The organism is Actinophytocola sp., from assembly GCF_036402745.1.
Taxonomy (GTDB): Bacteria; Actinomycetota; Actinomycetes; order Mycobacteriales; family Pseudonocardiaceae; genus Actinophytocola.
In genome coordinates this window covers 1-4,387 of record NZ_DASWSJ010000098.1, presented here as the reverse complement: position 1 = coordinate 4,387, position 4,387 = coordinate 1, and the positions used below count along the sequence as shown (strand labels likewise).

Sequence of the window (4,387 nt, the reverse complement as noted above, 5' to 3'; positions counted from 1 at the left end):
CCAGGTCGTACGAGGCCATGGACGAGAACGCGAAGCAGACCTTCGACGGCGTCCTGCCGGATGTCGGCGGACTCCTGACGGACGTGATCGACGGCATCATGTCCGATGAGGACACCGGCGCGGACCACGCCCACGACCACGACCACGGCCACTACGGCGACGACGACGACCACGACGACGACCACGACGACGACGACCACGGCCGGGGCGACGATCACGGCGGTGGCGCTGATCATGGCCGCGGGGACGACCGGCCGGGCGATGGCAAGGACGGGCCGGCGGGGCGGCCCGATGATCACGGCGGCGGCTCCGGCCATGGCGGCGCGGAGCACGGCGGCTCCGGTTCGGGCCACGGCGATCCCGGTTCGGATCATGGCGGCGCGGGTTCGGGCGAAGGCGGGTCCGGTTCCGATCGCGGTGGGCCCGGCTCGGATCAGGGTGGCTCCGGCGACGGATCAGCTGGTGGCCACCGGCCCGATCCTGGTGGCTCCGGCGGTGACCCAACCGGCACCAGTGGTGATCGGCCTGGAGGTGACTCGGCTGGGCACAGCGGCGATCGGGCCGGCGGCGATCGAGCCGGTGGGGGTCAGTCGGGTGGTGGGCGGGGCGACCCGGTGACGGTCGGCCATGGCGAAGGCCGTCACCGCTAAATGATCATCAGCGCGAGGTCCGCGGTCTCCCTGGGGGTCGCGGAGGTCGATCTGCTCTGCGCCGCCGCCAACTCCGCGCCGCCGTTTCCCCTGCGGATCGCCCAGCGGGGCACCACCGTCCGCGAGCGGCGGGCGGTGCTCCGGGCCGCGGGTGCGGAGCTGGCCGCCAAGGGGCTCGCCGACGACCGGGGGCCGCTCGGGGTCGCTGAGGGGTTCGCCCATCTGCTGCAGGACTGCACGCTCACCCTCGACATGGTCCTGTCCATCGGCACCGACGTGCTCGGCGCCGTGCTGCTGGCCCAGGGCGACTTCGCCGTCCTCACCACCCAGCAGCTCACCGGCGACGGCACCCTGTGCATGGCCGAGCTCCGCCTCGACGACGCCGTCGACGAGCTGCTCAGCTTCATCCCCGCCCACGAGGCCGCCATGACCTCGCCGTTCAGCCTGCCCGCCGGCGCGCTCGACCGCGTCTACCGCGACCTCCTCGCCAGGCGCGACCGCGGCGACGTCTCCCCGGAGGAGTGGGAGGACCTGCTCGCCACCCACGGCATCGGCGACCGGCTGGCGCGCCGGCTGGTCAGCCACCTGCAGCCGGTCCTCGGCAACGGCCAGGTCGGGCTCGCCAACCGCGGGGGATACGCCAACGAGTGGCGCCGGTTCGGCCAGGAGCTGCGCTGGCTGGACACCGAGCGCGGAAGGTTCCAGCTGGTGCCCGGCGACGACGGCGAGTGGATGAGCGTGAACCCCATGCATGCCAACGAACTGTCCAGCGCGGTGCGCCGGATGGCGGGATCCCTTCGGAGCTGACTCGTTTGCCTGCGGGAAGTCGACCACAATTCAGCTCAACGGCTCTCCCTTGTACCGGCCCGATCCGCTACCGTGACGATCGGAATCGATGATCGTGGGGAGCAGGGGCCGTGGGTGTCTTCGAGCAGATCATCCAGCAGGCACTGGATGCCAAGAACCGCGCCGTGCAGGCCGCGCAACAGGCCGAGCAGGAGCGCAGACGCCGCCGTGAGGAGAACGACCGCTACGTCAACGGCGGCGTCAACTGGGACGGCTACGGCCTCGAGCCGTTGATCAAGATGGTCGCCGACCGGGCCAACCCCGCGCAGCTCGACGCGCTCGCGGGCGAGTGGAGCCGGCACGGCCAGTCGGTGGTGCACGCCTCCGACGACCTGCGCCGGTCGCTGAGCAACCTCATGCAGTTCTGGTCCGGCACCGCGGCCGACTCGGCACTGCGGAAGGTCACCAGCAACGTCTCCTGGATCCAGGAGCTCGGCGGCACCGCGCAGCAGATGTCCGCCCCGATCCAGGACGCCAGCGGCGCGCTGCGCTCGGCCCAGGACACGATGCCGGGCATGCCCAAGAACAACTGGCTCGCCACCGCCGGCGGCGGCGCGGCGGCCGGGTTCGCCGTCGGAGGGCCGATCGGGGCCGCGTTCGGCGCGGCGATCGGTGGCCTCGCGAGTGCGTTCGGCTTCGGCAACAGCAAGAAGAAGATGAAGCGCAAGGCGGTGCAGACCATGCAGCGCTACGAGGGCGCCCTGCTCGGCGTAGACCAGGCCACCCCGCAGTTCGGCGCGCCGTCCGACGGCGTCAACCCGGGCACCGGCCCGGGCGGCAACCCCGACCCCGGCATCGGCACCCCCGGCGGCAGCGCACCCCCGCCCGGCGCGGTCGGCGGCAGCCCACGGCCCGGTCTCCCGGTGCCCAACCCGGTGCACTGGGACGACTGGAGCGGCACCGACCCGTCGTTCGCCGGCAGTCCGGAGGGACGCTGGCAGTCGATCACCGGCGTCGGCCCGAACGCGGGCGGTGGTGCCGGCGGCGGTGGCTTCCCCGGCTCGGGCATCGGCTCCGGCAACGGCTGGAACGGCGTCCCCGGCATGCTCGGCGGCACCGGCGGCCGCGGCGCGCTCGGCCCCGGTGGCTACGGCGCCGGCCGCGGCACCGGGTCCACCCGCGGCGGCACGGCGTACGGACGCGGTGCGGCCGCCGGACGCGGTGGTTCGGCCTACGGACGTGGCGCGGCCGGTGGCCGTGGCGGCGCCGGTTACCCCGGCAGCGGCATGGGCGGCGCGGGCGGTCGCGGCGACCGGGAGTACCGCGGTCGCGGGCGGTTCAGCAAGGCGGGCGCGCTCGGTGGCCGTGGTGGCTACGGTGCCGGTGCGCCGGGTGGCAGGCGTGACGAGGAGGAGGACGGCGAGCACCGCAGGAGGGTGCCGATCGAGGACGACCCGTTCTCGACGGACATGAAGGCGGCGCCGCCCGTCATCGGGCTGTAGAGGAGAAGGCCATGTACGTCGACGATTCCGCGGTCTCTCCGTCGGGTGGCTGGCAGGTCGAGCCGGACCAGGTACGCGAGTTCGCGAAGGCGGTCGACCAGGTCCGCCACGACCTCGCGGCGATCACCAGCCAGGTCCAGGAACTGTCCACTCCCAACTACGCGCCGATGCTCGGGACGAGCCCGGTCGGCCAGGAGCTGGCGGAGAAGTTCAACGACCGGATGGGCAGCGAGCGCGGCCTGCGTGGGCAGTTGGAGACGGCGCTGCGGCGCATGGACGAGTTCGTGCTGAGCGCGGAGCAGACCGCCGCTGAGTACCTGCAGGTCGACGGGGACAACTCGGCGAAGTTCAAGTTCGTCTAGGCATGGAGCCGCGGAGCAACATCGGCGAACGGCTGCTTCCGGTCGAGGTCGACCTGTTGTGCACGTTCGCCGAGGTCGAGGCGCCGTTCCCGCTGGAGGTGCCGGCGTCCGGGACCACGGACATCGAGCAGCGCACCCGGTTCCGCGCGGCCCGCGAGCAGCTGACCGAACGCGGCCTGGCGGACGAGAACGGTCCACTGGGCGTGGCCGAGGACTTCGTGTTCCTGCTGCGGTCCAGCACGGGCGTGCTGGACCTGGTGCTGGCGACGGAGAAGCTCGGCCTGGCGGTCGCCCTGATGACCCACCGGGACGAGTCGCTGCTGGTGACCCAGGAACTGTCGGACCCGGATGGCATCGTCCGCATGAAGGCCGTGACCCTGGACGAGGCCGTGGACGACCTGATGCGGCTGATCCCGAGGGTCGACGCGCCGCTGACGGCTCCGTTCAGCCTGCCGAGACGGGCGCTGGAGAACGCGTTCGAGGCGATGATGTCCCGCCTGCCGGCCGAGGGCGCCCCGGAGCAGCTGTCGATGACCGAGGTGGAGGACCTCCTTCGGTCACACGGAATCGACGACCGCGTCTCCCGCCGGATGGTGTCGCACCTGCAGCCGGTCCTGGGCAACGGCCAGGCAGGCGTCGCCCGCAGGGACGATTCCGAGGACCAGTGGCGCAGGGTGGGCGAGGAGCTCCGCTGGCTGGACACAGAACGCGGCCGCTACCGCCTGGCCGGCGACGACACGTGGATGAGCGTGAACCCGTTGCCCCGCGAGGAAATTCGCACAGAACTGCGGAGACTGGCGTCCCAGACCAGAAGCAGCAGGTAGGGCAGGCAACGACGGGAGACCAGAACCGGGGACTAAGGCCTGTCTCATAGATCATCGGGTGAAGTCATGCGCCGACCACCGGAACCTCAGGGGACCGTGACGGCACCCAGCCACCATCCACTTCGATACCCGCACTATTCGCCGGGACGCAACGCACACTTTTGATCCCGGGGAGGCGGACTAGAGCCGGTGCCGACCCTGCATCGGGTCCTCTTCGGACCGTCGATTGCGACGAACCGTATGCACCACGAACAAAGTCAGCA

The 4,387-nt window shown here is 71.8% G+C and carries 4 protein-coding genes and 1 pseudogene; all 5 read left to right on the top strand.

What is annotated here, in order from left to right:
- Positions 1 to 650: pseudogene (locus tag VGD70_RS09720) on the top strand (hypothetical protein); the annotation flags it as partial.
- Positions 651 to 1,457 carry an ESX secretion-associated protein EspG gene (locus tag VGD70_RS09715; protein ID WP_331080279.1) on the top strand — a complete coding sequence of 269 codons (807 nt, stop codon included), beginning with the start codon at positions 651 to 653 and terminating at the stop codon, positions 1,455 to 1,457. It begins immediately after the preceding pseudogene.
- Between the two features lie 110 nt (positions 1,458 to 1,567).
- Positions 1,568 to 2,938: a hypothetical protein gene (locus VGD70_RS09710; RefSeq protein WP_331080278.1), complete on the top strand. Its 1,371-nt coding sequence runs from the start codon at positions 1,568 to 1,570 to the stop codon at positions 2,936 to 2,938.
- 11 nt (positions 2,939 to 2,949) lie between these two features.
- The gene (locus VGD70_RS09705) at positions 2,950 to 3,300 is read left to right on the top strand and encodes a hypothetical protein (protein WP_331080276.1); all 351 of its coding nucleotides are present in this window, start codon (positions 2,950 to 2,952) and stop codon (positions 3,298 to 3,300) included.
- Positions 3,301 to 3,302: 2 nt separating this feature from the next.
- Complete coding sequence (locus VGD70_RS09700) at positions 3,303 to 4,124, top strand: ESX secretion-associated protein EspG (RefSeq protein WP_331080275.1); 822 nt, start codon at positions 3,303 to 3,305, stop codon at positions 4,122 to 4,124.
- Positions 4,125 to 4,387 lie beyond the last annotated feature (263 nt).